General features: G+C 66.8%; 26 protein-coding genes. 11 read left to right on the top strand and 15 right to left on the bottom strand.

The window, feature by feature from the left end; all coding sequences use genetic code 11:
- Positions 1 to 23 precede the first annotated feature (23 nt).
- The 4 genes from PSQ40_RS00610 to PSQ40_RS00625 all read right to left on the bottom strand — a co-directional run bounded on the left by PSQ40_RS00610 (position 24) and on the right by PSQ40_RS00625 (position 2,437).
- Positions 24 to 1,208 (bottom strand): GGDEF domain-containing protein, encoded by a 1,185-nt coding sequence (locus PSQ40_RS00610; protein WP_273947897.1) that lies wholly within the window; start codon positions 1,206 to 1,208, stop codon positions 24 to 26.
- A 257-nt stretch (positions 1,209 to 1,465) separates the two neighbouring features.
- A complete protein-coding gene (locus PSQ40_RS00615; RefSeq protein WP_273947898.1) occupies positions 1,466 to 1,744 on the bottom strand; it encodes a DUF427 domain-containing protein in 279 nt (92 codons plus the stop codon).
- Between the two features lie 93 nt (positions 1,745 to 1,837).
- Positions 1,838 to 2,146 (bottom strand): ArsR/SmtB family transcription factor, encoded by a 309-nt coding sequence (locus PSQ40_RS00620; protein WP_273947900.1) that lies wholly within the window; start codon positions 2,144 to 2,146, stop codon positions 1,838 to 1,840.
- Between the two features lie 24 nt (positions 2,147 to 2,170).
- Complete coding sequence (locus PSQ40_RS00625; RefSeq protein ID WP_273947901.1) at positions 2,171 to 2,437, bottom strand: hypothetical protein; 267 nt, start codon at positions 2,435 to 2,437, stop codon at positions 2,171 to 2,173.
- 148 nt (positions 2,438 to 2,585) lie between these two features.
- Between PSQ40_RS00625 and PSQ40_RS00630 the strand changes: the two genes are divergently transcribed.
- Complete coding sequence (locus PSQ40_RS00630) at positions 2,586 to 3,497, top strand: SDR family NAD(P)-dependent oxidoreductase (RefSeq protein ID WP_273947902.1); 912 nt, start codon at positions 2,586 to 2,588, stop codon at positions 3,495 to 3,497.
- A 179-nt stretch (positions 3,498 to 3,676) separates the two neighbouring features.
- Here the strand turns inward: PSQ40_RS00630 and PSQ40_RS00635 are convergent, their stop codons facing one another.
- On the bottom strand, positions 3,677 to 4,489 hold the full coding sequence (locus PSQ40_RS00635; protein WP_273947904.1) for a TIGR00266 family protein: 813 nt from the start codon (positions 4,487 to 4,489) through the stop codon (positions 3,677 to 3,679).
- A 299-nt stretch (positions 4,490 to 4,788) separates the two neighbouring features.
- Between PSQ40_RS00635 and gshA the strand changes: the two genes are divergently transcribed.
- The gene (gshA, locus tag PSQ40_RS00640; protein ID WP_273947906.1) at positions 4,789 to 6,342 is read left to right on the top strand and encodes a glutamate--cysteine ligase; all 1,554 of its coding nucleotides are present in this window, start codon (positions 4,789 to 4,791) and stop codon (positions 6,340 to 6,342) included.
- A 129-nt stretch (positions 6,343 to 6,471) separates the two neighbouring features.
- A complete protein-coding gene (ylqF, locus tag PSQ40_RS00645; protein WP_273947908.1) occupies positions 6,472 to 7,434 on the top strand; it encodes a ribosome biogenesis GTPase YlqF in 963 nt (320 codons plus the stop codon).
- Between the two features lie 62 nt (positions 7,435 to 7,496).
- Here ylqF and PSQ40_RS00650 read toward each other — a convergent pair whose 3' ends face one another.
- The 3 genes from PSQ40_RS00650 to PSQ40_RS00660 form a co-directional block, all read right to left on the bottom strand.
- Positions 7,497 to 7,643, bottom strand: a complete 147-nt coding sequence (locus PSQ40_RS00650; RefSeq protein WP_273947909.1) for a hypothetical protein — start codon at positions 7,641 to 7,643, stop codon at positions 7,497 to 7,499.
- An 84-nt stretch (positions 7,644 to 7,727) separates the two neighbouring features.
- A complete protein-coding gene (locus PSQ40_RS00655) occupies positions 7,728 to 8,102 on the bottom strand; it encodes a hypothetical protein (protein ID WP_273947911.1) in 375 nt (124 codons plus the stop codon).
- 116 nt (positions 8,103 to 8,218) lie between these two features.
- Positions 8,219 to 10,024 carry a glutamine--tRNA ligase/YqeY domain fusion protein gene (locus PSQ40_RS00660; RefSeq protein WP_273947912.1) on the bottom strand — a complete coding sequence of 602 codons (1,806 nt, stop codon included), beginning with the start codon at positions 10,022 to 10,024 and terminating at the stop codon, positions 8,219 to 8,221.
- A gap of 149 nt (positions 10,025 to 10,173) precedes the next feature.
- Between PSQ40_RS00660 and PSQ40_RS00665 the strand changes: the two genes are divergently transcribed.
- The 3 genes from PSQ40_RS00665 (at position 10,174) to PSQ40_RS00675 (ending at position 12,187) form a co-directional block, all read left to right on the top strand.
- Positions 10,174 to 10,563: a hypothetical protein gene (locus PSQ40_RS00665; RefSeq protein WP_273947915.1), complete on the top strand. Its 390-nt coding sequence runs from the start codon at positions 10,174 to 10,176 to the stop codon at positions 10,561 to 10,563.
- A gap of 154 nt (positions 10,564 to 10,717) precedes the next feature.
- Positions 10,718 to 11,218: a type II 3-dehydroquinate dehydratase gene (aroQ, locus tag PSQ40_RS00670; protein WP_273947916.1), complete on the top strand. Its 501-nt coding sequence runs from the start codon at positions 10,718 to 10,720 to the stop codon at positions 11,216 to 11,218.
- A gap of 84 nt (positions 11,219 to 11,302) precedes the next feature.
- Positions 11,303 to 12,187: an alpha/beta fold hydrolase gene (locus PSQ40_RS00675; protein WP_409338529.1), complete on the top strand. Its 885-nt coding sequence runs from the start codon at positions 11,303 to 11,305 to the stop codon at positions 12,185 to 12,187.
- Positions 12,188 to 12,214: 27 nt separating this feature from the next.
- Here the strand turns inward: PSQ40_RS00675 and PSQ40_RS00680 are convergent, their stop codons facing one another.
- Positions 12,215 to 13,114: a LysR family transcriptional regulator gene (locus PSQ40_RS00680; RefSeq protein ID WP_273947917.1), complete on the bottom strand. Its 900-nt coding sequence runs from the start codon at positions 13,112 to 13,114 to the stop codon at positions 12,215 to 12,217.
- Between the two features lie 113 nt (positions 13,115 to 13,227).
- Here PSQ40_RS00680 and PSQ40_RS00685 point away from each other — a divergent pair, with 113 nt between their 5' ends.
- Together PSQ40_RS00685 and PSQ40_RS00690 are read left to right on the top strand one after the other, a co-directional pair.
- Positions 13,228 to 14,052: a dioxygenase family protein gene (locus PSQ40_RS00685; RefSeq protein ID WP_273947918.1), complete on the top strand. Its 825-nt coding sequence runs from the start codon at positions 13,228 to 13,230 to the stop codon at positions 14,050 to 14,052.
- Entirely contained in the window at positions 14,045 to 14,728 is a 684-nt protein-coding gene (locus tag PSQ40_RS00690) for an alpha/beta hydrolase (protein WP_273947920.1), read from the top strand. Before PSQ40_RS00685 ends, PSQ40_RS00690 begins: the two co-directional genes overlap by 8 nt.
- A 29-nt stretch (positions 14,729 to 14,757) precedes the next feature.
- On the opposite strand, the gene PSQ40_RS00695 is transcribed toward PSQ40_RS00690, so the two are convergent.
- The 6 genes from PSQ40_RS00695 to PSQ40_RS00720 all read right to left on the bottom strand — a co-directional run bounded on the left by PSQ40_RS00695 (position 14,758) and on the right by PSQ40_RS00720 (position 20,085).
- Complete coding sequence (locus PSQ40_RS00695; protein WP_273947921.1) at positions 14,758 to 15,651, bottom strand: M90 family metallopeptidase; 894 nt, start codon at positions 15,649 to 15,651, stop codon at positions 14,758 to 14,760.
- Positions 15,648 to 16,478 carry a UDP-2,3-diacylglucosamine diphosphatase gene (locus PSQ40_RS00700; protein ID WP_273947923.1) on the bottom strand — a complete coding sequence of 277 codons (831 nt, stop codon included), beginning with the start codon at positions 16,476 to 16,478 and terminating at the stop codon, positions 15,648 to 15,650. Before PSQ40_RS00700 ends, PSQ40_RS00695 begins: the two co-directional genes overlap by 4 nt.
- A 19-nt stretch (positions 16,479 to 16,497) precedes the next feature.
- Positions 16,498 to 17,004: a peptidylprolyl isomerase gene (locus tag PSQ40_RS00705; RefSeq protein ID WP_273947927.1), complete on the bottom strand. Its 507-nt coding sequence runs from the start codon at positions 17,002 to 17,004 to the stop codon at positions 16,498 to 16,500.
- A gap of 18 nt (positions 17,005 to 17,022) precedes the next feature.
- A complete protein-coding gene (locus PSQ40_RS00710; protein WP_273947928.1) occupies positions 17,023 to 17,616 on the bottom strand; it encodes a peptidylprolyl isomerase in 594 nt (197 codons plus the stop codon).
- Positions 17,613 to 18,878 carry a L,D-transpeptidase family protein gene (locus PSQ40_RS00715; protein ID WP_273947929.1) on the bottom strand — a complete coding sequence of 422 codons (1,266 nt, stop codon included), beginning with the start codon at positions 18,876 to 18,878 and terminating at the stop codon, positions 17,613 to 17,615. Before PSQ40_RS00715 ends, PSQ40_RS00710 begins: the two co-directional genes overlap by 4 nt.
- 88 nt (positions 18,879 to 18,966) lie before the next feature.
- Positions 18,967 to 20,085, bottom strand: coding sequence for a nuclear transport factor 2 family protein (locus tag PSQ40_RS00720; RefSeq protein ID WP_273947930.1), 1,119 nt, complete (start codon positions 20,083 to 20,085; stop codon positions 18,967 to 18,969).
- Between the two features lie 184 nt (positions 20,086 to 20,269).
- Here PSQ40_RS00720 and cysS point away from each other — a divergent pair, with 184 nt between their 5' ends.
- The 3 genes from cysS to PSQ40_RS00735 all read left to right on the top strand — a co-directional run bounded on the left by cysS (position 20,270) and on the right by PSQ40_RS00735 (position 23,484).
- A complete protein-coding gene (gene cysS, locus PSQ40_RS00725; protein WP_273947931.1) occupies positions 20,270 to 21,649 on the top strand; it encodes a cysteine--tRNA ligase in 1,380 nt (459 codons plus the stop codon).
- Positions 21,650 to 21,720: 71 nt separating this feature from the next.
- Positions 21,721 to 22,413 (top strand): DNA-3-methyladenine glycosylase family protein, encoded by a 693-nt coding sequence (locus PSQ40_RS00730; RefSeq protein WP_273947932.1) that lies wholly within the window; start codon positions 21,721 to 21,723, stop codon positions 22,411 to 22,413.
- Between the two features lie 93 nt (positions 22,414 to 22,506).
- Positions 22,507 to 23,484 (top strand): acetyl-CoA carboxylase carboxyltransferase subunit alpha, encoded by a 978-nt coding sequence (locus PSQ40_RS00735; protein ID WP_273948813.1) that lies wholly within the window; start codon positions 22,507 to 22,509, stop codon positions 23,482 to 23,484.
- The last annotated feature ends 66 nt before the right edge of the window (positions 23,485 to 23,550 follow it).

Genomic DNA, 23,550 nt, shown 5'->3' on the forward strand with positions numbered 1-23,550 from the left:
TGGGCGGCCTGATCGCCCTGGACTCAGGTGCTGGCCACGTGCGGTGCCGGGTTGGCGTCGTCCAGAAAGGGCTTGAACATCGAGAACTTTTCGGCTTGCATGCGTTGCAGCGCCGTGTGGCCCAGGGCCGCCGTGTCGGGGCCGTCCAGCGGCCACATGGCCATGCCGATGTTCACGTCCAGAGGGGCCTGGGCGGCGCGGTCCTGGATGGGGGCCAGCAGGCTGTGACGCAGCCGGGCGATGGCGCCGCGCAGGTGTTCCTGGCTGGGGGTGTGGTGCAACAGCACGACAAATCGGCCGTCGCCGAGGTGGCAGGCGAAGTCCGCATCGCGCGCGAACTGGCGCAGCCGCTGGCCGAAGGCGCGCAGCACCTCGGGGGGCAGGGCGGGCGGCGGGGCGTCGCTGGTCTGGCCGGGTTCGGCCACCTCGATCAGCAGGTAGCTGAAGCGCAGGCCGGTACGCTGGCTGCGCGCGATTTCTTGTCGCAGCGCGTCGTCCAGGGCGTGCGGGCCTGGCAAGGTGGTGACGAAATCCTCGCGTTGCATCTGGCGCGCGGCCGCCTGCGAGCGCAGGTAGCAGGCCATGTGCACGCAGTAGGTCCAGCCCATGACGAACAACATCAGCAGCAGGTAGACCACCGCATGGATCGGGTGCTGGTCGAGCGCGCCATCGTGGGGGATCTGGCTGCTGATGACAGCCCGCAAGGCCATCACCAGGGCCATGCCCAGCATGAACAGCGCTGACAGGGTGTTGACCAGTCGCTCCTCGGGGTTGACCCGGCTCAGCATGGCCAGGGCGCAGCCCAGCAGCAGCACGGCGTAGACGCTGTCGTGGAAGACGCGCCGGATCACCACCTCGTCGAGGCACCCCCAGGTCAGCCCCATGAACACCGGCAGCAGCACCAAGCCCGACCACCACCGGCGCGGGGTGTCGCGCCGCATGAAGCGCAGGGAGCCCTCCAAAATCAACAGCAAGGCGGCAAACAGCAGACTGCTGCTCAGCAGCGTGGCCACCCCGGCCGAGGCCACGTAAGGGCTGGCCACGGCCATGAACGCAAAGCCCAGGCAACCCAGCCCCGCCGCACCCGTCCACCAGGCCAGACCTGGCAACTGGCGGTTGATGCGCCAGATGGTGGTCAGCAGCAGTGCCGACATGGCCGCAGCCAGCACCATCAACAGCGACAGGGTGGGGCGATCAAGAAAGGGCATGGCAACTGGTCAGGGTGAGGGCAGGGTCCAGCGCACAGCCGCGCGGCAAGACAGCACCCGGTGGCAGGTCAGTCAGTCAAGGGATTGGGGCTCGTGTGATCACAGTTGAGAAATGATAGTTCCGTTGTGGCCAAGTGCCTACGGGGCTTTGATTCCGGTAAAGCTGATGGAAGTCGCTCAATTTCACAAGAATTGGCGTCAAATCCGAGCCTAACTGAGCCTGAGCTTAGTCCGAAATGTTCAATTTGGAATGGCGCTCAGGTGACTTTGACGTCCTTCCAGAACGCCACCCGGCCCCGCACCGCTTCGGCTTCGGGCAGGGGATCGGGGTAGTACCAGGCGGCATCGGCCAGCAGTTCGCCGTTCACGATCAGGGAGTGGTAGTGGGCCTGGCCTTTCCAGGCGCAGCTGCTGCGGTGGTTGCTGAAGGTGACGTACTGCGGGTTCAGGGCCGAGGCGGGGAAGTAATGGTTACCTTCGACCAGCACGGTGTCGTCGCTTTCGGCGATGACCACGCCGTTCCAAATGGCTTTCATGGGTGACTTTCTTGGGGAGTGAAGAACTCGGAGGGGCGGCTTTGGCAGGGGCTGGGGCTGGGCGTGGTGGCTGGGGAAGCCAGCCCCGGGCTTTCAGGCGAAGACCGCCAGTTGCTGCAGCAGCGCGCCCAGGCGTTGCACCCCGTCTTGCAAGGACAGGGCGTACAGGTTTTCGGTGCCGCGCTTTTCGGCCACCACCAGACCGGCCTCACGCAAGACCTTGAGGTGGTGGGAGATGGCGGGGCGGCTCAGTGGCAACAGGGCCGCGATCTGCCCCACGTTGAGGCCCTGGGCTTCGCTGAGCAGCATCAGGATCTGCTGGCGCGGGGCCTCGCTCAAGGCCTGCAAGAGGGCGGTGGTCTGGTCAAAGTGCAGGGCCAGGCTGCGGGTGTCGGCATGCATGACAGGGCCGGTGGCAAGCCAGTGTCAACGCTGCGCGCGATGGCGTTGCCAGGCGTACTGGCCCACAAACGCCAGACCCAGCACCAGGCTGAACCACCCCACCAGGCTCGAGCCGCCCACGGCCTGCTGCAGCGCCGGCGACTGGATGAACTGGGGCGAGATCAGCACCGCCAAGCCGATCAGGGCGCACAGCACGCCTTTGTGCAGCAGCGCGTTGTTGACACGGGGTCGGCGGAGGGGCGCCTCAGGCGGGCGCTCGAAGGACTTGGGGTTCTTGGATTTCTTGGACATGGCAGGCTGAATTGTGCGGCATCCGAGCCGCTGTCACGAACGTGCGCGACTCGGCCGCGCCCGGGCTTCTAAACTCGTGCGCCGGGGCGGCTTGGCCGACCCGCTTCAACAGCGACTCCGACCCAAAGCAACACAAGGAAGACACCTCATGAGCAAGCTCGATTTCACCGGCCGGGTGGCCATCGTCACAGGGGCCGGCGGCGGCCTGGGCAAGCAACACGCCCTGGCCCTGGCGCGGCGTGGCGCCAAGGTGTTGGTCAATGACCTCGGCGGTGCGGTGGATGGGGCGGGGGGATCGGTCGGCGCCGCGCAGGCGGTGGTGGACGAGATCCGGGCCGCCGGCGGGGAGGCGCTGGCCAATGGCGCCTCGGTGACCGATGTCGCCGCGGTCGAGGCCATGGTGCAGCAGGCCATCGACGCCTGGGGCCGGGTCGACATCCTGGTCAACAACGCCGGCATCCTGCGCGACAAGAGCTTCACCAAGATGGACCTCAGCGACTTCCGCCTGGTGGTCGATGTGCACCTGATGGGCGCCGTCCATTGCACCAAGGCCGTGTGGCCGCACATGAACGCCCAGAAGTACGGCCGCATTGTCATGACCACCTCGTCCAGTGGCCTGTACGGCAATTTTGGCCAGAGCAACTATGGGGCCGCCAAGATGGCCCTGGTTGGCTTGATGCAGACCCTGAGCCTCGAAGGCGCCAAGAACAACATCCACGTCAACTGCCTGGCCCCGACCGCGGCCACGCGCATGACCGAAGGCCTGATGCCGGCCGACGTGCTGGCCGCGCTGCAACCCGAGGCGGTGGTGCCTGCGATGCTGGTGCTGGCGGCCGAAAACGCCCCCACCCGCACCATCCTGTGTGCTGGCGCCGGCACCTACGAGGCCGCTCACATCACCCTGACCGAGGGCGTGCACCTGGGCCTCACCGACGACACCCCGGAACGCCTGGCGGCGCGCCTGGCCGAGGTCACCGATCGCCAGGGGGAGCAAGTGCCGCAAAGCGGTGCCGCCCAAGGCACCAACGAGGTCGGCAAGGCCTTCGCGGCCAAGCGCTGAGGTCCGCGCTCTCCACGGGCTCGGTGCCTGGGCACCCTGGCGAGTTGGTGAGTCTTTGGGGCGGGGCCAGTGATGGGCGTCTGCGAGGGCTCTAGGGGGCCCGTGCGGGATCCTCTGCAGGCCCCCCAGCAGGGGCCTGGCCTCCCGGCGGGTGCCGTGCCCTCTGGGGCGCCGCGGCCTCAGTCGTCGTCGCCGCCGATCAAGCCGCCCAGCACGCTGCCGCCGGCCAGGCCGCCGAGCAGCGAGCCTTCCTCCTTGGCGCCTCCACGTTGCGGGGCCGCCGCAAAGATGCGCGAGGCCAGGCGCGAGAACGGCAGGCTTTGCAGCCACACGGTGCCTGGGCCCGAGAGCTTGGCCAGGAACAGGCCTTCGCCGCCAAACAAGGCGGTCTTGATCTTGCCCACGTACTGGATCTCAAAGTCCACGCCGGGGGTGTAGGCCACCACGCAGCCGGTGTCCACCAGCACGGTCTGACCCGGCTGCAATTCCCGCTTCACCACGGTGCCGCCGGCGTGCACAAAGGCCAGGCCGTCGCCCTCGAGGCGCTGCATGATGAAGCCTTCGCCACCAAAGAAGCCGGTGCTGAGTTTCTGTTGCACCGCGATGCCCAGCGACACGCCGCGGGCGGCACACAGGAAGGCGTCCTTCTGGCAGATCAGGGTGCCGCCGAGCTGGCGCAGGTTCATGGGCAGGATCTTGCCGGGGTAGGGCGCAGCAAAGGCCACCCGCTGCTTGCCCGCAGCGTTGTTGGTGTAGACCGTGGTGAACAGCGATTCGCCCGTCACCAGGCGCTTGCCCGCACCCAGCAGCTTGCCGAAGAAGCCGCCTTGCTGGGCGCTGCCGTCGCCAAACACGGTGTCCATGGCGATGCCCGCGTCCATGAACATCATGCTGCCGGCTTCGCCGATGGCGGCCTCGCCGGGGTCGAGTTCGACCTCCACAAACTGCATTTCCGAGCCGCGAATTTCGTAATCGATTTCGTCCATGGCCATGGCCAGATCTCCGTTGGGGAATTCATCAATCAAGGGGCCCCGTCCGGCAGCGCCAAGGCGGGCGGCCGTATCGTAACCAAATTGCAGGTCGCGGCCGTGTGGCTGTTGCGGCATCGCGCCAGCCGCCACCTTGTCAGGCGCACGCCACCGATTGGCGATACATTCACCCCAAAATGCCCGGCTTTGCTCGGTCGAGAGGGGAAAGGCTGGTTTGCTCAGGGCTGCTACAAGCGGGCTGCAGCGGGCCCAGCCAGTCCGTGCTAACTTCCGCGCACCAAAAATACAAGGTTCCAAACACCATGACCCCTTTGCAGTCTCGCCTCCATGCCCTGACACCCGCCCGACTGGGGGGGATCCGACGCGGGATCGAAAAGGAAAGCCTGCGTGCCCTGCCCGGTGGCGGCCTGGCCCTGACGCCGCACCCGCTGGCCCTGGGGTCGGCCTTGACCCACCCCAGCATCACCACCGACTACAGCGAGTCGCAGGTGGAGTTGATCACCAGTGCACAAGCGGGGGTTGAGGACGCGCTGGCCGAGCTGACCGAGATCCACCAGTTCGTTTACCGCGTGTTGCGCGAGCAGGGCGACGAGATGCTCTGGGTGTCCAGCATGCCCTGCGGTTTGCCCACCGACGAAACCATCCCGCTGGCGCGGTACGGTTCGTCGAATGTGGGCCGGGCCAAGAGCGTTTACCGCATGGGCCTGGGCCACCGCTACGGGCGCCGCATGCAGACCATTTCGGGCATTCACTACAACTGGTCCCTGCCTGGCGTCAGCAGCGAGCAGTACTTTGCGTTGATCCGCAACTTCCGCCGCCAGGCGTTCTTGCTGCTGTACCTGTTTGGCGCTTCGCCTGCCCTGTGCCCCACTTTTGTGGCGGGCCGCGAGCACGAACTGCAAACCCTCAGCGAGGGGGCGCTGTTCATGCCCCATGGCACCTCCTTGCGCATGGGCCGGCTGGGCTACCAGAGCGACGCGCAGGCCACGCTGGCGGTCAGCTACAACAGCCTGGAAGGCTATGCCGCCTCGCTGCACGACGCCTTGACCCGGCCGTACCCTGCCTACGAAACCCTGGGCGTGCGCAACCCGGGCGGCGACTACAACCAACTCGCCACCACCCTGCTGCAGATCGAAAACGAGTTCTACGGCACCATCCGCCCCAAGCGCACCATCTTCCCCGGCGAGCGCCCGCTGCACGCCCTGCGCGAACGGGGTGTCGAGTACGTTGAAGTGCGTCTGATGGACCTGGACCCCTTTGTGCCCGTCGGCATCACGGCGCAGACCATGCGCTTCCTCGATGTGTTCCTGTTGCAGTGCCTGCTGGCCGACAGCCCCCCCGATTCGCCGGCCGAGATCGATGAGCTCAAGCACAACCAGCACCACACCGCGGCGCGGGGGCGCGAGCCGGGCCTGACCCTGCGCCGTGCCGGGGCCCAGGTGCCGCTGGTGGACTGGGGGCGCGACATCCTCGACCAGTGCGAGCCGATCGCCGCCGCCCTCGACGCGGCCCACCGCAGCAGTGACTACAGCCAAGCCGTGGCCGAAGCGCGCCGCCTGCTGGCCGCGCCCGAGCAGACGCCGTCGGCGCGCGTGTTGGCGGCCATGGCGGCCGAACATGACAACAGCTTTGTGCGCTTTGTGCGCGCGCAGTCCGAACAGACCCGCAACGCCTTGCTCGCGCAGCCCTGGTCGCTGGAGCAGCAAGCCCGCTTCCTGGCGCTGAGCCAGAAGTCAGTGGCCGATCAACGGGCCATCGAAGTCGCGGACACCCTGCCGTTTGAAGCCTACCGGGCGCAGTACGTGTCGGCCGATCGACTGGGCCTGCAGCTGCCGAGCACGCCAGTGCTTGGGTAAAATCGGGGTTTGCGCAGCGGGCCACGGGCCTGGTCTGCGCGTCCGTTTGCGCTGACCCACCTGGGCTCAGCCCCTGCAGTCGGGCCCCTGCGGGTCCGGCCACGCCCCCCGACAGAAAGAGATTGACGCATGGCCATCCAATGGTTTCCCGGTCACATGCACCTGACGCGCAAGGCGATCGGTGAACGCCTCAAGGAAATCGATGTGGTGATTGAAATGCTGGATGCCCGCCTGCCGGGCTCCAGCGCCAACCCCATGCTGGTGGACCTGACGGCCGTCAAACCCGCCCTCAAGGTACTCAACAAGCAGGACCTGGCCAACCCCGTCCACACCGAGGCCTGGCTGGCGCATTACAACGCCCAACCCGGCACCCGTGCGATCGCCCTGGGCATCGACAACAAGGCCCCGGCCCACGCCCTGGTCGAGGCCTGCCGCGCCATGGCGCCCACCCGTGGCATCAGCCTGGCCAAGCCGATGCGCGTGCTGATCTGCGGCATCCCCAACGTCGGCAAATCGACCCTCATCAACACCCTGGTCGGCAAGAAGTCGGCCAAGGCGGCCGACGAGGCCGGGGTGACCAAGAACGAGCAGCGCTACGTGCTCGAGGACGGCTTCTACCTCTACGACACCCCGGGTGTGCTGTGGCCGCGCATCATCGTGGCCCAGAGCGGTTACAACCTGGCCGCCAGCGGCGCGGTGGGACGCAACGCCTTTGACGACGCTGAGGTGGCACTGGAGTTGCTGAACTACCTCAAACAGCACTACGTGCCGGAACTGGAAGCGCGCTACAAGCTCGGTCTGCCACCCGGGGCGGTGGCCGACCTGCCCGATGAGGAACTGCTGGAGGCCATCGGCCGCAAGCGGGGGGCCCTGTTGGCCGGTGGGCGCATCAACGAGCAAAAGGCGGCGGAGATCGTGATCACCGATTTCCGCACCGGCATCCTGGGCCGCATCAGCTTGGAAACGCCCGAGGAATACGCCCGTTGGCTCAGCGAGGGCAAGAAGCTCGACGCCGAGCGCGCGGCGCGCAAAGAAGCGTTCAACGAGGCGCGCAAGGCGCCGGGACGCAAGTCACGCAACGCGCGCTGGTGAGGCGCTGACGCAGCGTCGGGGCATGCCCGCGCCGCGGCCAGGGCGGGGGGCGAAACGGGGGCTTATTTGTCCTTCACCTTGCCGCGCGGGATGACGGCGGTCACCGGGGGCATGGGGCGGTCGGAGACCGAAGGTTTGTTGGTGGCGACCGAAGAATCCTTTTTGGGCTTCTTGGCCATTTTGTTGCTGCGTTGCTCGCCTTTGGCCATGGTGCCTCCGTGGCAGGCCCCGACGCGGTGCCTGAGCCTGCATGGTAAGGCATGGCGGGGCAGGCGCCCCGCCTTCAGGCCTGCTTATTCGGATTCGGCCGAGACTTGACGGGTCTTGCGGTTGTAGCGCAGGGTGATCTTGTGGACTTCGCACAGGTCGAAGTCTTCCCAGACCACTTCCGAGCCGTCGTCCTCAAACACCACCTTGATGTCTTGCATGCAGTTGGCCGAGTCAGAGAACTTGAACAGGCGTTGCTTGCCGTTGCCCAGCGTGCCGTCACCGAGGCGGTCCTTGCCCCAGGCGTCGCGGTTGGCAGCCGAGATGTAGACCTCAGAGATCGAATAGCCGGTGCGGTTGATCAGTGTGAAATCGGCCGCGCCTGCTTGGGCGGTCGACGAAAAAGCCGTGGCGGCCAGCAGCAGGCCAGACAGTGCGAGGGATTTGAACGAGGAAATCATGTTCGTTGTAGTTACAGTTTCTTACAGACGCAATGATCGCCCAAGACGATGCCGTCGTCCATGGCATTTGCGCAACAGTGGGTGCGGGCAGCCCCGGCTGGGGGCCGCCCTGAGGCTCACTTGCCCCAGCTGTCCTTGAGGCCCACGGCCCGGTTGAACACCGGCCGACCCGCCTGGTGGTCGACCCGGTCGGCCACAAAGTAGCCATGGCGCTCAAACTGGAACTGGGTGCCTGCGGCGCAGCTGGCCAGGGCCGGTTCCACGTAGGCCTGGACGACGCTCAGGCTGTTCGGGTTCAGGCTGGCCAGGAAGTCCTTGCCGCCGGCGTCCGGCTGCGCCTCAGAGAACAGTCGGTCGTACAGGCGTACTTCCGCTGGCACGCCGTCGGCGGCACCGACCCAGGTGATCACGCCCTTGACCTTGATGGCGTCCGCACCCGGCGTGCCACTCTTGGTGTCGGGCACCAGCAAGGCCTGCACCTCGGTGATCTGGCCGTTGGCGTCGCGCACGGCGCCCTGGCATTCGATCACATGGCCATACTTCAGGCGCACCTTGTTGCCCGGGTATAGGCGGTGGTAGCCCTTGGGCGGCACGTCTTCGTAGTCGCTGCGTTCGATCCAGAGTTCTTTGCCAAACTGGAAGCTGCGGCGACCCAGTTCGGGGTGGTGCGGGTGCACCGGGGCGCCGCAGAGGTCCAGCGTGCCGGCGCCCATCACCTCGTCCCAGTTGGTGATGACCAGCTTGACCGGGTCCAGCACGGCCATGGCACGGCCGGCCTTGCTGTCGAGGTCGTCGCGCAGCGCGCCTTCCAGCGTGCTGTAGTCGATCCAGCTGTAGTCCTTGGTGACGCCGATGCGCTCGCAGAACAACTGCAGGGCCTCGGGGCTGTAGCCGCGACGGCGCAGGCCCACGATGGTCGGCATGCGGGGGTCATCCCAGCCTTGCACGTGCCCTTCGTTGACCAGTTGCGCGAGCTTGCGCTTGCTGGTGATCACGTAGGTCAGGTTCAGGCGCGAGAACTCGTACTGCTTGGGCGGCGGCGAGGCCAGCAAGCCCCCTTCGATCAAGCGCTCCATCAGCCAGTCGTAGAACGGGCGTTGGTCTTCGAACTCGAGGGTGCAGATGCTGTGGGTGATGTTTTCCAGCGCGTCTTCGATCGGGTGCGCGAAGGTGTACATCGGGTAGATGCACCAGGTGTTGCCGGTGTTGTGGTGTTCGGCGTGCTTGATGCGGTAGATGGCCGGGTCGCGCAGGTTGATGTTGGGCGAGGCCATGTCGATCTTCGCGCGCAGCACGGCGGCGCCATCGGGCAATTGGCCGTCACGCATGGCCCGAAAGCGCGCCAGGTTCTCGGCGGCGCTGCGGTCGCGGAACGGGCTGTTCACGCCGGGCTTGCTGAAGTCGCCACGGTTGGCGCGCATGTCTTCAGCGCTTTGCTCGTCCACATAGGCGTGGCCGGCCTCGATCAGGTACTCGGCTGCGCGGTACATGAAGCCGAAGTAGTCGCTGGCCTGGTACAGGTGCGAGGTCTTCTGGCCGTTGAAATGGCTGTCCCAATGGAAGCCGAGCCACTGCACGGCGTCCAGGATCGAGTCGACGTATTCCTGGTCTTCTTTTTCGGGGTTGGTGTCGTCAAAGCGCATGTGGCAGACGCCACCGTAGTCGCGCGCCAGGCCGAAGTTCAGGCAGATGCTCTTGGCGTGGCCGATGTGCAGGTAGCCATTGGGCTCCGGCGGGAAGCGCAGGCGCACAGGGGCCGGGTCAAGCGACCCGGCAGCGTGGTGGGCGGCATCGCCCGGCGTGCCTCCCCAATGACGGTTCGCATGAACATGGTGCGTCAGGTCGCTTTCGATGATCTGGCGCAGGAAGTTGCTGGGCTTGACGGCGTCTTTGTTGTCTGGTGTTGGGGTGTTCGAACTCATCCGGCCATTTTAGAGGGGCGGGCGTTCGGGGTTTGGTTACGCGTTGAAACAAGTCCGTGGTCGCCAAGGACAACCGATGCGGGATCCGCAGCGTTACGGGCCACAGGAAGGCGATTTTTTACCGTCCATCCTTTCTCAAGGAGATGAACATGCGGATGCAACTGCTTCGAATTTTGGGCCGTGCCACGGTGCTGCTTGGCCTGTCGGCTGGGCTGATGGGGGCCGCTCAAGCGGGGAGTGGCGTGTCGTGGTCCATGGGGATCGGTTTTCCGGGCGTCAGCGTGGGCCTGGTGTCGCCGGGCCCGGTGTATGTGGCGGCGCAACCGGTCTATGCGCCGCCGCCGGTGCGCTACGCCCCAGCCCCGGTGCATTACCTGCCCGCGCCTCAGGTGTATGGCGTGGCACCTGGCTACGTTTACCCGGTGCCCGTGCACGGTCGACCCGTGTTGGTGCATGGTGAAGGTCCGCGGGGCCATGGCCACCCCCATCACCGCCACCACCATCACCATGGTGGTCATCGGCACCCTCACTGGCGTTGAGTTCTGAGGCGCCTCGCTCCGCATGGCCGGCCCGGGCATGGCGGGGCGGTCGAAGCTGCGCAGGGAGCCCGCCGTGCGGCGGGGCATTCACCGGCAAAATAGAGGGTTCGGGCGCTGACAGGTCGCAGATTCCTGTCGGCTGAGCCTGGCTTTGATGCTGCCACTGCGCTTGTGGCGGCGCTGGGCGCCCAGACCTGCCGGAGTGATTCCCTTGAAAACTGTTTTTGTCCTGAACGGCCCCAACCTCAACCTGCTGGGCACCCGCGAACCCGCCGTTTACGGGGCTCAGACCCTGGCTGATGTGGAGCAACTGTGCCGCGAAGCCTGCGAGCGCCTGAACTACCAGTTGGTGTTTCGCCAAAGCAACCACGAAGGTGAGTTGGTCGACTGGCTGCACGAAGCCGGTCGCCTGCATGCCCAGGGCAGCCTGGCGGGCGTGGTCTTCAACGCGGGGGCCTACACCCACACCAGCGTGGCCTTGCACGACGCGACCAAGGGGACCGGCATCACCCTGATCGAACTGCACATCAGCAATGTGCATGCGCGGGAGGCTTTCCGCCACCACTCCTACCTGGCGCCGGCCGCCCGTGGCGTGATCTGTGGCCTGGGCGTGGCGGGTTACCCCTTGGCCATCGAGGCGCTCGCGCGCATCTGATCTGATTGCACCCCAGCCGCCCCCCGGCTTGCCGGCCTGGGGCGCTGGCGACGCCCGCCTGCTGGCGGGCTGGAGATTTTGGCCATGATGGATTCCCTGTTTCCCAAGCCGAGTGGCTTGAACCTCACCTTGCCCGAGTCTGTGGACGCGCTGGCCCGTCGGGCCCGTCGCCTCACCACGCCGTGTGGCGAGGGCGAGGTGGTCTGGCACGTCTGGGGCCAGGCCCGCGACGGCGTGCCGCCCCTGGTGCTGTTCCATGGCGGCAGCGGCAGCTGGACCCACTTTGTGCGCAACATCGAGGCCCTGGTGGCGGCTGGGCGCGAACTGTGGGTGCCCGACCTGCCCGGGTTTGGCGATTCGGCGGTCTCGCCCTTGGGGGGGGATGCCGACGCCCTGGTCGCGCCCTTGTGCGAGGGCCTGCGGCAACTGCTGGGACCGCGCCCCTGTGAGTTGCTGGGCTTCTCATTTGGCGGCATGACCGCCGGTTTGCTGCTGGCCGCCCACCCCGAGCTGGCGTCGCGCCTGATCTTGGTCGGGGCTCCTGCCATGGGCGTGGTGCCGCAGCGCCAGTTTGAGCTCAAGGCCTGGCGCCACCTGCCCACCCCCGAAGCGCAGGCCGAGGTGCACCGCTACAACCTGGCCGCGCTGATGCTGCATGACCCGGCCCAGATCGAGGGCCTGGCCCTGCAGGTGCACGCAGCCAATGTGGTGCGCGACCGCTTGCCGCGTCGACGCCTCGCGCACACCGACATCCTGGCGCGTTCGTTGCCGCAGGTGGATTGCCCGGTGTGGGCCATCTACGGCGCACACGATGCCTTGTACAAAAGCTGGATCACGCAGTTGGCGTCGGCGTTTGAGGCCAGTGCGCGTGATTTTCGGGGGCTGACCTTGATTCCCGACGCAGGCCACTGGGTGCAGTTCGAGCGCCCGGAGGCCTTCCACGCGGCGGTGCTGGCCGCGCTGGCCTGAGCGCCCCCTTGCCTCAACCGCCTGGCCTCAGGCCCAGCCGGGTTGCTGGAAGGCCTGCGCCAGGAAGTCAACCATGGCGCGCACCTTGCCCGACAGGTGTTTGCGGCTTGGGTAGACCACGTGGATGTCCAGGGGCGGGCGCTGGTACTGCGGCAGCACGGGCACCAGATGACCTTGGCGCACGTCCTCACCGACCAAGAACGCCGGCTGCAGGATGATGCCCTGGTCCGCCAGCGCTGCCGCGCGGCAGGTGTCACCGCTGTTGGCCCAGAAGCGGGGTTTGACGGTGACCGTTTCACTGACGCCGTCGGCGGTTTCAAATGTCCAGGTGTCGCCCCAGGAGGCGTAGGAGTACGCCATCACGCTGTGCTGGGCCAGGTCTTGCAGGCTGCGGATGGGCTCGGCACGGGCCAGGTAACCGGGCGATGCACACAGCACCATGCGGTCGCTGGCCAGCCGCCGCGACACCATCGAGGTGACCTGCAGGCGGCCAATGCGCACCGCCAGGTCATAGCCCTCATCGACCAGGTCGACCATGCGGTCGTTCAGGGTGATGTCCAGCTCCACCTCGGGGTAGAGTTTGAGGAACTCGCCCCACAGCGGCGCCAGGTGCAGGTTGCCGAAGCTCAGCGGGGCGTTGATGCGCAAGCGGCCGGTGGGTTTGGCCGAGGTGGCGCTGGCTTCGGCATTGGCTTCGGCCAGGTCGTCGAGGATCTGCTTGCAACGCTCAAAGTACGAGGCACCGGAGTCCGTCAGCGACAGGCGTCGGGTGGTGCGGTTCAGCAGGCGGGTGCCCAACTGGCTTTCCAACTCGAGCACCAGGCGCGAGATCACCGCCTTGGACAGGTTCAGTCGGTCGGCGGCTTTGACAAAGCTGCCATGCTGGACCACGGCGGTGAAGGCTTCAATTTGTCGGAGTTGGTCCATGACAAGGGTCGGTTCAAAAGGTGATTGTCTTTATATCAAGAACAATCAATTGTTTTAAGGGCGATTGGTTTCCGATCCCGTTCGGCCTAAAGTAGTTCCCAGGAGTTGAAATCATGTCTGTCCAAGTCCCTTCGACCGCGGCGCGCCTGCCCGCCTTGTTTGTCTCGCACGGTGCCCCCTTGTTTGCCCTGGAGCCCGGCGAAACCGGCCCCGCTCTGCAGCAGTTGGGGCAGCGCCTGCGCGCCCAGGCGGGCCTGCAGGGCGTGGTGGTGATGTCGCCGCACTGGATGGCCCACGGCGTGCAGGTCATGACCGCCGCCCAGCCCGCCACCTGGCACGACTTTGGCGGCTTCCCGAGGCCGCTGTATGCGCTGCAATACCCGGCACCGGGCGACCCGGCCTTGGCCGAACGCGTGCTCGGCCTGTTCAAGGCTGCGGGGCTGCCGGCCCAGGGCGATGCCAAGCGGCCGTTTGACCATGGGGCCTGGGTGCCGCTGATGCACCTGTTTCCGGAGGCCAACCTGCCTGTGGTGCAAGTGGCGCTGCCGGCCGACGCGGGGCCGGCCGAGGTGTTGGCCCTGGGGGCCGCGCTGGCACCGTTGCGTGACGAGGGCATCCTGGTGCTGGGCTCGGGCAGCATGACCCACAACCTCAGCGAGTTCTTTGGCGGTGCGCGCGAGCCGGCGCCCTATGTGCTGGCGTTTGCGCGCTGGATCGAGGACGCGCTGAGCCGGGGCGATGTGCCCGCGTTGCTCGACTACCGCCGCCGGGCCCCGCACGCCGAGCGGGCCCACCCCAGCGAGGACCACTTTTTGCCGCTGTTCTTTGCCCTGGGGGCGGCCGGGCCCGACGCCCGACCCGACTACGTGAGCCGCGAAGTCATGTACAGCATGCTGGCGATGGACGCCATGACCCTGCAGGAGCCCACCCATGTCTGAGGCCTTGGATCTGAACACCCTGGGCCTGAAGGCCCTCTACCGCCCCGCCGCCGCGGGCACGGCCCAGCCCTGGTTGCTGGTGTTGATGCATGGCGTGGGCAGCCACGAGGCTGACTTGTTTGCGCTGGCGCCCTGGGTGCCGCCGAACTTCCACCTGCTGAGCCTGCGCGCACCGTTCCCGCTGGGGCCGCAGTCCTTTGCCTGGTTCCAGTTTGATGTCCTGCCCAACGGCCAGCGTCAGATCCAGGCCGACCAGGAGGCCCACAGCCGGGCCCAGCTGGCGGAGGTGTTGGCCCAGGCGGCCCACCAGTTGCAACTGCCGGCCGAGCGCGTGGTGGTGGGGGGCTTCAGCCAGGGCGGCATCATGGGCCTGAGCCTGCTGCTGACCCGACCCCAAGACCTGCGCGCGGCCCTGGTGATGCACAGCCGCTTGCTGCCCGAGGCGGTGGCCTTGCAAGCGCCCGCCGAGTCCCTGGCCGGGCGCAGCCTCTGGCTCAGCTACGGCACCGAGGACGAGGTGCTGCCGCCTTCGCACACCCAGGCCATCGTGAACCATGTGCGGGCCTTGCCGATCGACTTGCAGGGGGCTGGCTTCCCCGGCGGTCACACCCTGAGCCGCCCCGAACTGGACGCGGTGTCCGGTTGGCTGGCGGCCTTGAGCCAGGCGCCGGCCTGAGGTCCAAGGCGACCGTCGTTGAGCGCCGTTCAGGCGCGGTGATCGGGAATCGCTTCGCGCCTGAAGAACGCGTCGTACAGCCGCAGCACGGTCGGGAACGCCTCGGAAAAGCGCGCCCGGTTCACAAAATAGGCCTCGCCAGCCACGGCATAGAACTCGTCCAGTGCCTCGGCCGCGTAAGGGTCCAGCCAGGGCTCGGCCTGGCCGAAGCGTTCGGCCCGGATCACCTGCTCGCGAAAGTCCTGCCAGGCGGGGGTCAGGACGTCAAACCAGGCGGCCCGTGCCGCCCGGGCGCTGCGGTGGCCCAAAAAACCCGCGGGCAGGGGCGGGCAGCCATCGGCCTCCCCATCGGCCAGGTCGATCTTGTGCAGGAACTCATGGATCACCACGTTGTAGCCTTGCTCGGCGGAGTGCGGGGCCTCGGCCACATCGGGCCAGGACAGCATCACCGGGCCACCGTGCATGGCTTCGCCGGCCAGTTCCTCGTGCCATTCGTGCACCACCCCATCCTCGTCAACATGCTCACGCTGCGCCAGGGCCACGCCCGGGTGCAGCACGATGCCGACAAAGTCACCGTACCAGGCTTGCACCGGCTCGGGTTGTGCGGGGCCCAGGTGCAGCAGGGGCAGGCAGGCCTGCTGTGCCACGGCCAGAGCCATGGTGTCGTCCACCACCAGGCCGTGGGCACCATGGAATTCTTTCTGGTGCAAGAACTGGCCGCAGTGCTGGCGCAGGCGCTGCTGTTCGGCCGGGTTCAGGCCGTGCAGAAAGCCATGCGAGTCCCAGACGCTCTGCCAGAGCGCATCGGGCAGGGGCGGGGGCTCGAAGGGGCGGCGGGCGGCGGTCGGGGCTTGGCCCCACCAGCGCCGCAACCGGGCCCAGAGCCCGTGAGGGGCTGGGGGCGGGGGCGGGGCCGCGTTCATGGGGCGGCGTGGGCCGGTGGGGCCGTTGCCACGGCCGCGTCGGTGGCCGCGGCCGGGCTCAGGCGCTGGAAGGCCCCGCTCGACAGGTCCAGGCGCAGCACTTCGGCGCGCGCCGGGGCCTGGTCCAGCGCCCAGTCGCTGAGCACCACGCGTTGCAGGCCCTGGCCCAGATCGTGGTTGCGTGGGCGGTGCGTGTGGCCGTGGATCAGCGTGGGCGCCTCGGCCCTGTGCAGCCATTGGCGGCAGGCGGCGGCATCCAGATCGGCATAGACCGCGCCCGATCGCTTGCGGGCCTCGCTGTCTTGCCGCAGTTGGCGCGCAAAGGCCTGGCGCTCGGCCAGTGGGCGGTGCAGAAACGCCTGCTGCCAGTCATGGCGGCGGACCTGGGCCCGAAAACGGAGGTAGTCGTGGTCGTCGAGGCACAGCGCGTCGCCGTGGCTCAGCAACCAGGCGGCACCGCTGGGGCTGCGCAGGCAGGTGGGGTCGCTCAGCGGGTGCAGGCCGCAGGCCGCCAAAAAGCGGGAGCCGACCAGAAAGTCGCGGTTGCCGGCCATGAAGTACACCGGTCGGCGCTGGCTGGCCTGCTGCAGCACAGCCTGGCAATGGGCCTCGAAGCTGCCTGGGGTCACCGCATCGTCGCCCACCCACACCTCAAAGATGTCGCCCAGCAACAGCACCGCATCGGCCGAGGTGTGCAGCAGGCAGTGCCGCCAGGCCTCGAAGGTCACGGGTTCGCTGACGTGCAGGTGCAGGTCCGAGATGAAATCGACCGTGCGCCAGCCCGAGGGTGCGTCAAGCACCACAGGCCGGGGCACGGTCGCGGTCATGGTCAGGGCGAGCCGGCGCTTACAGCGCCACAGCCTTTTCGATCACCACGTCGTCCTTCGGCACGTCGTCGTGGAAGCCCTTGCGGCCGGTCTTGACAGCCTTGATCTTGTCCACCACGTCGGTGCCGCTGACCACCTTGCCGAACACGGCATAGCCCCAGCCCGAAGCGGTGGGGGCGGTGTGGTTCAGGAAGCCGTTGTCGGCCACGTTGATGAAGAACTGAGCGGTGGCCGAGTGCGGTGCGTTGGTGCGCGCCATGGCCACGGTGTAGTTGGCGTTCTTCAGGCCGTTGTTGGCTTCGTTGTCGATCGGGGCGTCGGTGGGCTTTTGTTCCATGCCGGGGGCGAAGCCGCCGCCCTGGATCATGAAGCCGGGGATCACGCGGTGGAAGATGGTCTTGTCGTAGTGGCCCTTTTTGACGTAGTTGAGGAAGTTCTCAACCGACTTGGGGGCCTTTTCGGCGTCCAGTTCCAGCGTGATGACGCCGTAGTCCACGATGTGCAGTTCGACTTGGGGGTTGCTCATAAAAATCCTTGCTTGGGTTTACTTGATCTGGGTGGCGGCGGTGATGGTGACGGCACTCACGGGCACGTTTTGGTGCGGGCCCTTGTTGCCGGTGGGCACAGCCTTGATCTTGTCGACCACATCCATGCCACTGACCACCTTGCCGAACACGGCATAGCCGTAGCCGTCCGGGTTGGGGGCGTTGAGCATGGGGTTGTCCACCACGTTGATGAAGAACTGGGCCGTGGCCGAGTTCGGGTTGCCGGTGCGGGCCATGGCAATGGTGCCCCGGTCATTCTTGAGGCCGCCCGAGGTCTCGAGCGGGATCGGGCTGCGGGTCGCCTTCTGGGTCATGTCGGCCGTGAAGCCACCGCCCTGGATCATGAAGTTGCCCATGACGCGGTGGAACACCGTGCCTTCGTAGTGCTTGTCCTTGACGTACTGCAGGAAGTTGTCGACCGTCTTGGGGGCCTTGTCGGGGTACAGCTCCAGCACGATGTCGCCAGCACTGGTGCTCAGCTTGACCTGGGGGGCCGTCTGGGCTTGGGCCAGACCCACGCTCAGGGCCAGGGCGCTTGCCAGGGCCGAGCCGATCAGGGCACGGCGGGCAGGCCAAAGGGGGCTCAGCTTCATCCAATCACTCCTTCAAAAAAGATTCGCCATTGCTGGCCTTGGCGTAGCCAATACTGGCGCTTGGTGGTGCCGCGCTTGCTGCCAGCCACCAGTTCGCCGAAGGTTACCACCATGGTCTCGGCGCTGTCGGACCAGCGCAGCAGCGACAGGTCTTTGATCTCCAGGCTGCGACCCGCGGCTTGTTTGATTTCCTGCTGCAGCGACGGTGTCCATTCGGCCAGGCTCTTGCCGTAGCTGTTGAAGTCGGGCGTGTAGTAGCCCAGCAAACGCGGCACATCGCCGGCCGCCTTGGCCGCTTGCCAGGCATTGAAGGCGTCTTCAAAGCCCTTGCTGGCGCTGCGCGCCTGCGCCTGCGGCACCCACTGCAGGCTGGACGCGATCACCACCGGCGTGCTGCGCACCTCCACCGTGGTGAGCAGGCGCTGCAGGTCGGGGTTGGCCATGACCACGCAGCCGTCGGTGGACTGCGGTGCGCGCGCGAACTGCGACGGCGGCGTGCCGTGCAGCCAGATGCCGCTGCCGGTCTTGCCGCGTCGGCTGTCATACGGGTTGGGGTAGTTGATCGGCAGGGCGCCCGCGCCGTAGAAGTCTTTCAGCGTGCGTGGGTCCAGGTTGCTGGTGATGAAGTAGACCCCGAGCGGGGTGCGCTGGTCGCCTTCAGCGCCTTTCTCGATGCCCAGCTTGCCGACGGAGATGTAGTAGTCGGCGACCAGTTTCATGCCCTGCGGGCCGTTCTCAAACAGGTACAGGCGGGCACGCGACGTGTCCACCGCGATTGCGTGGCGCTGGCGGGCCGACAGCGAGACAAACTGGCTTGGCACGGTCTGCGCGGGCGGGCGCTCGCTGAGGGCCTTGAGGCGCAGACGGGCTTCGTCACGCAGGTCCTTGAGCTGGGCTTCGGCAGCGCGTGCCAGGGTGTCGGGCACGTCACCGGCGGCCCGCACGGGGCGGGTTTGCGCCGACAGCAGGTCGCCATGCACCAGTTGGGCCAGCTGGAAGTTGGGGTGCTCGCGCACCAGGGCGTCGGCCAGGCGCAGCGCCTCGCGGGTGCGTGCCGCGCCGATCAAGCGGTAGATTTCAATCAGGCGCGCCTCGGCTTGCCCGTCACGCAGTGTGCCGTTGGGCTGGGCCGCCTGGTGGGGCGCAGCGGCTTTGGCACGCGGTTGGGCCGCCTGGGCCGGCAGGCCGAGCAGGCCCCCGCCGAGCAGCAAGCCGCCAGCGATTCGGAGCAGCCAGTGGGGAGCTGAGAGAGATCGATTCATGGTTGCAAGCCGGGCCCACGCCGCCCGGGCCGACAGCCCTGCAAGCGGCAGGAGGCGGGCGCAGACGTCACCAGGGCCCGAAGGTCGATCAGCCGCCGGTGGACTCGCGCACGATCACCCAGCGGTCCCCGGCCTTCACGAGGTCCAGGGTCTTGCGGCTGGCCACGTTGAGGGTGTCAGCGCTGTACTCTTGGCGAAATCGGGCCGTGGCCTTGCCCCCGGAGACGCTGACCGACAGGTCTTGCAGCTTGACGCTGATGCGGGCCTTGCCCAGGATGCGGGCCCGGCGCTCCTCTTCCCAGGCCTTGCGGTTCATCTTGCCCGGCGGATCAAAGTCCTTGCCGTAGGCCGCCAAGTAGGCCGACACATCGCGGGCCGACCACACCGTGGCCCAGTGGCGCACGGCGGCTTCAACGTCTTTTTCGGCGCCGCTGGCCCCGCTGGCGGCGGGTGCCGCGGGCGCGGGGGCCGGGGCCGCGGTGGCAGCAGGGGCCGGCGCGGGCGTCGGGGCGGCGGCCGGCGCCGCGCTCGGAGCGGGGGCCGGGCTGGGGGCCGCCGCAGCCGGGGCCGGCGCGGGTGTGGGGGCCGGTGCTGGTGCTGGTGCGGGCTTCGGCGCTGCGGCCACAGGGGCCGGCGCCGGCGCTGGGGTCGGTGTGGCGGGCTTGGCGCCCGGTTTGCCGGTCGGCGTGAACAGGTCGCGGATCAGCGCCAGCTTGGGTTGGATGGCCGCGGTGTTGGAGCTGTCGAGCTGCAAGGCCTTGCTGTAGGCCTGGCTGGCGAGCTTGGCGTACACGTCGCCCAGGTTCTCGTGGGCGGTGGCGTAGCTCGGGTTGGTGCGGATCGCCATCTCGAGGGCGGTGCGCGCCTTGTCGTACTGGTTCTGGCTGGCGTAGAGCACGGCCAGGTTGTTGTAAGGCTCGGGCAGCTCGGGGAACTCTTGCGTCAGCGCCGTGAAGGTGTTGATGGCGTCGTTGGGCTTGCCTGCCTCCGACTGGATCACACCCTTGATGAAGCGCATCTGGGGGTCTTTGGGCTTGCCGGCCAGGTACTGGTCGGCACGGGCCAGGGCCTCGGAGGTCTTGCCGGCCCGCAGCAGCTGGGTCACGTCACCGTAGTCGTCGGCGTGAACCCCGAAGGAGGCCCCCATCAGGGCGGCCAAAGCCAACATTCGAAGTCGGGCGGGAACGGTGCAGCGAGCTAGGGTCATGGAGCCTCGTGGGGTTTGCGCGATGGCAAGCGCGGACAGGGGCGCTTATACTGGAGCGGATTGTAGCCGAGGGGTACAGCCGATTTGTATCGCGATCTGCGGCGCTGCACCACCCCCTTCTTCCTGTTTTTCTGAGCTTGTCCGGCCCCTCGGGTCGAGGCAGCGCTGTCTGTCAAAAAAGTCAATGAGCCTGCGCATTTACAACACGCTGACGCGTGATCTGCAAGCGTTTTCCCCGATCGAGCCTGGGCATGTTCGCATGTACGTCTGCGGCATGACCGTGTACGACCTCTGCCACCTCGGGCACGCCCGTTCCATGGTGGCTTTTGACGTCGTTCAGCGCTGGTTGCGCACTTCTGGGTTTCGCGTCACTTATGTGCGAAACATCACGGACATTGACGACAAAATCATCCGCCGCGCGGTCGAGAACGGCGAAACCATCCGGTCGCTGACCGACCGCATGATCGATGCCCTGCACCAGGACGCCGACGCCCTGGGGGTGGAGCGCCCCACCCACGAGCCCCGCGCCACCGAGTACGTGCCCCAGATGCTGAGCATGATCTCGCGCCTGGAGGCCAAGGGCCTGGCCTACCGGTCGGCTCAGGGGGATGTGAACTACGCGGTGCGCAAGTTCCCCCACTACGGCCGCCTCAGCGGCAAGTCGCTTGACGAACTGCGGGCCGGCGAGCGCGTGGCCGTCAACGACGGCAAGGACGACCCGCTGGACCCGGTGCTCTGGAAGAGCGCCAAGGCCTCCGAGCCCGAGGACGCCAAGTGGGACAGCGACTACGGTGCAGGCCGACCGGGCTGGCACATCGAGTGCTCGGCCATGGCCTGCGACCTGTTGGGTGAGACGTTTGACATCCATGGCGGCGGTGCCGACCTGCAGTTTCCGCACCATGAAACCGAGATCGCCCAGAGCGAAGGTGCCAGCGGCAAGACCTTCGTCAACACCTGGATGCACAACGGTTTCATCAACATCGACAACGAGAAGATGTCCAAGAGCCTGGGCAACTTCTTCACGATCCGCGATGTGCTGAAGGCGTTTGACGCCGAGACGGTGCGTTTCTTTGTGGTGCGCTCGCATTACCGCAGCCCGCTGAACTACAGCGATGCCCACCTGCAAGACGCGCGCAATGCGCTGCGTCGCCTGTACACCGCGCTGGACGCAGTGGCCGCGGCGCCGGCGTCGGCCATCGACTGGAGCGGTCCGTACGCGGCGCGTTTCAAGGCCGCCATGGACGAGGACTTTGGCACCCCCGAAGCCGTGGCAGTGTTGTTTGACCTGGCCACCGAAGTCAACAAGAGCCGCTCGGCCGAATTGGCGGCGCTGTTGCGCGCGCTGGGCGGTTGCTTGGGCTTGCTGCAAGGCGACCCCAAGGCCTTCCTGCAAGCTGGCGCCAGCTTGGATGACGCGGCCATCCAGCAGTTGATCCTGCAACGGGCCGAGGCCAAGAAGGCCAAGAACTTCGCCGAGGCCGACCGCATTCGCCAGGACCTGCTGGCGCAGGGCATCGTGCTCAAGGATGGTCCGGACGGCACGCGTTGGGAGATGGCCTCGTGATGGCGCATCGCTCTGTCACGCGCCGTGGGGCGATTGGGTTAGCGCTGTCCAAAGCAGGGAACGCCTGAGCCATGCCGTCCACTTCCAAAAAAGCAGCGCCGCCCGCCGCCGCGCAGCTGGCCTCTGGCGCGCTGGCCGCTGAGGTTTTCACCCCCGATTACTGGCAAGACGCCTGCAAGCACCTGGTCAAGAAGGACCGGGTCATGAAGCGCCTGATCCCCCAGTTTGGCAACGCCTGCCTGCAAACCCGGGGAGACGCCTTCACCACGCTGGCGCGCAGCATCGTGGGGCAGCAGATCTCCGTCAAGTCGGCGCAGGCCCTGTGGACCCGCCTGACGGCGCTGCCCAGCAGCATGACCCCCGCCAATGTGCTCAAGCTCAAGGTGGACGACATGCGCGCGGCGGGCCTGAGCGCGCGCAAGGTGGAGTACCTGGTCGACCTAGCGCTCAATTTCGAGGCCGGGACGGTGCACGTCAAAGCCTGGGAAGACATGCCCGACGAGGACATCATCGCCGAGCTGATCGCGATCCGAGGCATTGGCCGCTGGACCGCCGAGATGTTCTTGATCTTTCACCTGATGCGGCCCAATGTGTTGCCGCTCGATGACGTGGGCTTGATCAAGGGCATCAGCGACAACTATTTTTCAGGCGATCCTGTGAGCCGCAGCGATGCGCGCGAGGTCGCCGCGGCGTGGGCGCCGTATTGCAGCGTGGCAACTTGGTATATTTGGCGCTCGCTGGACCCCCTGCCGGTGGCTGTCTGACCACAGCGCAGGGGCCTTGCGGACCACTTTCGGGTGGGCCGCCGTACCGCACAAGCCACAGGGGCCGGCGGTGGAAACAACAGGAGAATGACGTTGGCGAAAAAGACCTTTCTTGATTTCGAGCACCCGATTGCCGAACTCGAAACCAAAATTGAAGAACTGCGCTACGTGCAAAACGAGTCGGCGGTCGACATTTCGGAAGAAATCGACCAGCTCAGCAAAAAGAGCCAACAGCTCACCAAGGACATCTACAGCGACCTGTCGCCCTGGCAGATCACCAAGATCGCGCGCCACCCCGAGCGCCCCTACACGCTCGACTACGTGCGTGAACTGTTCACCGACTTCATCGAGATGCACGGCGACCGTCACTTTGCCGACGACCTGAGCATCGTGGGCGGCCTGGCCCGTTTCAATGGCCACGCCTGCATGGTGATCGGCCAGCAAAAGGGCCGTGACACCAAGGAGCGCGGTCTGCGCAACTTTGGCATGAGCAAGCCCGAGGGGTACCGCAAGGCCCTGCGCCTCATGAAAACGGCCGAGAAGTTCAAGCTGCCGGTGTTCACCTTTGTGGACACCCCCGGCGCCTACCCTGGCATCGACGCCGAGGAGCGTGGCCAGTCCGAAGCCATTGGCCGCAACATCTTTGAGATGGCCCAGTTGGAGGTGCCGATCATCACCACCATCATCGGTGAAGGGGGCTCCGGTGGCGCCCTGGCCATCTCGGTGGCGGACCAGGTGCTGATGCTGCAGTACTCGGTGTATTCGGTCATCAGCCCCGAAGGCTGTGCCTCCATCCTCTGGAAGACCAGCGAGCGTGCGCAAGATGCGGCCGACGCGCTGGGCATCACCGCACACCGCCTCAAGGCCCTGGGCCTGGTGGACAAGATTGTCAGCGAGCCCGTGGGCGGCGCCCACCGCGACCCCAAGCAGATGGCGGCCTTCTTGAAGCGCGCCCTCAACGACGCCTGGCGTCAACTGGCCGACCTCAAGACCCCCGAGCTGCTGGACCGCCGCTACGAGCGCCTGCAAAGCTACGGCCGCTTCTCCGACACCAAGGCGGACAGCCGCTGATCCGCCAGCCCGGTCGCCGGGTTGGTGCCCGCCGCACAACGCCTGCCAAACTTTGGCAGGCGTTTT

Source organism: Curvibacter cyanobacteriorum (assembly GCF_028649475.1).
GTDB classification, from domain to species: domain Bacteria; phylum Pseudomonadota; class Gammaproteobacteria; order Burkholderiales; family Burkholderiaceae_C; genus Curvibacter; species Curvibacter cyanobacteriorum.